The sequence below is a fragment of the Vibrio sp. OPT46 genome, from assembly GCF_015163535.1.
Classification (GTDB): domain Bacteria; phylum Pseudomonadota; class Gammaproteobacteria; order Enterobacterales; family Vibrionaceae; genus Vibrio; species Vibrio alginolyticus.
Genome location: NZ_JADDYG010000146.1, coordinates 1 through 1,990, shown reverse-complemented (window position 1 = coordinate 1,990; position 1,990 = coordinate 1). Strand labels below are relative to the sequence as shown.

2 protein-coding genes are annotated in these 1,990 nt (G+C 42.0%); both read right to left on the bottom strand.

Features of this window, described 5'->3' with window-relative positions:
* Window positions 1-31: 31 nt before the first annotated feature.
* Window positions 32-1,213, bottom strand: a complete 1,182-nt coding sequence (locus IQR33_RS06665; protein ID WP_025767162.1) for a DGQHR domain-containing protein — start codon at window positions 1,211-1,213, stop codon at window positions 32-34.
* 468 nt (window positions 1,214-1,681) lie between these two features.
* Window positions 1,682-1,990: hypothetical protein (locus tag IQR33_RS06660; protein ID WP_193843598.1), on the bottom strand; the 309-nt coding region annotated here is incomplete at its 5' end.

Genomic DNA, 1,990 nt, shown 5'->3' with positions numbered 1-1,990 from the left:
CTTAGTCAGGGCTTCTCTAATTAAAACTTGGTTAAGCGGCTTGTTCTGTTGCTCCATCAATGTCACCACTATCATCGCTCATACTTTGAGAACCAAAGTACTGATCCTCTAACTTTTGCCGTGCTTCAGAAAGTGGTACACCCAGGGTTGTAAGGAGTTTATTTGCAGCCAAGTCAATGCTAGTTTTATTCACTGACATATTGCCACTCTTGTCATCTATGATGCGGCCAGTAAAGTCAGACGTACCTAGATCGCGTGAGTAGTTAAGTTCTTCAAGCTTATCCCACTGAACTGCTTCGAGAGAGCCATAGTGATTCATTGCGATATTTCCAGCTACTGCAATAGCCTTTAGTGTAGCTACATGAGTCAGAATACAGGTATTACGGAATTCTTCTGCTGACGTATCGCTAAATGCTAAGCCTCCCCAACCCATGGCTCTAGAAACAGTAGTCCAAAACTCGTTTGCTAGCTGGTACTTTGAATCAGAGATTTCTTTTACTTCCTTACTCAACCCCAGCAGGATTTGGTTGATATCTTTGATAGCTTTCAAAGGAAAGTACTTTTCAGACTTCTTGGTGATAGTATTGTGCTCCATATCAACCAGGTCTTTAAACGCAACGCAGTTCTCAGTTATGTAACGAGCTAAACATGGAAGAGGGTCACGTGTATTAAAGGCATCTGAAATACTTTGTTGAGGTTTGGCCAAGTTTTGGTTGATGTCACAAAAGCCCAACTGCCTCTCTTTAAGTGTCAAGTTCGTGTATAGCATAATAGGAACATCTACGTTCTCTAGATCAAAACCTAACTCGGCGAGTTCATCACACAACATTTCTAGAGCGAAGTCGATTCCAACAGAACGATGTTGGCCATCGAATAGCTTAATGGAGCTATCCATAGATATATGAAGTAGACCAACTCGCGCTCCTTCCATAACCTCTTCAAATTCAGGCTTTTTATCTTTCTTCGACACAACCACACCAATGATAGTTGGAATGATGTAAAAACGCTTATAGTTGTTCACAAGGTATTTCGCGAAATCTTTCGCTCGCTTCATATTTACCTCTCGCTGGCTACGTTTAAGTACACTACCCTTGTTATCGATGTTTAGTAGTGAGACCAATACTGAAGCTGGAACATTCACTAGATGAAATGGTTTGAATTGCTTACCTACAGTACAAGGAAGTGAGTATGCGAAGTTTTTATCAATTGACATATTTTAGCCCCCAAGCTATTTAAAAATCAGTTAACATGAAAACTATGTCTTTGTTTTCATGTATTTATTATACACCCTCACCCCTATAAATACCACATTATAACACCAAATATTTAATAATTATTGTTGCCTTTTTTGATTGACATTAGCCCCGACAAAGGCGACACAATAGGGCTCGATAGAGGGTCAGCTTTTTAGGCGAAGCCGTTAAGAAAAGCGATACAAATGCTTTTAGCTCGCCGTAGGCGAATCTTATGACCACCAGCATTCTGCTAGGTCGGTGACAACGGGGGTTTGTTGGCAACGACCTAGCGCTGGAGGTCAACAGCCTTGAGCGGCAGCACTTAGTGAGGAACGAGCCTTAGGGATGCAGGGGTAAGTCCGGCGGGTGGGCCTCGGTGGCGACTAGGGGAACCCTGTTAGTGGAGAGCAAATCAACAACCTGCCGCTTTGGGCAGGCAGTTGATATCAAGCACAACAAGAGTCTACTGATACACCTTCTAGGTATTGATGAGCCTTACCAATGTCTGACCAGTAAGTCAGCTTTTTGAGCCTCATTGATGGGAACTTCGTTAATGACCAGATTTTATCAAAAGCGCTATTTGCCTTTTCTTCGTCATCATACGCTGAATGAATACTCCCAGTTATTGAGTTGTATAAGACGATAGCGTTATATTGTTTTGTGTTTGTTGACTTACTAACAGTACCAAATTCTGTTGCTGTGCCTGGTTCACATGAGCCTAGCTTGATTGTTTTTTTAGTGTCCTCTTTCTGTCC

What these genes read in the sequence shown, in the direction of transcription:
- IQR33_RS06665 (WP_025767162.1), bottom strand. Translation starts at nt 1,213, where the DNA reads ATGTCAATTGATAAAAACTTCGCATACTCACTTCCTTGTACTGTAGGT.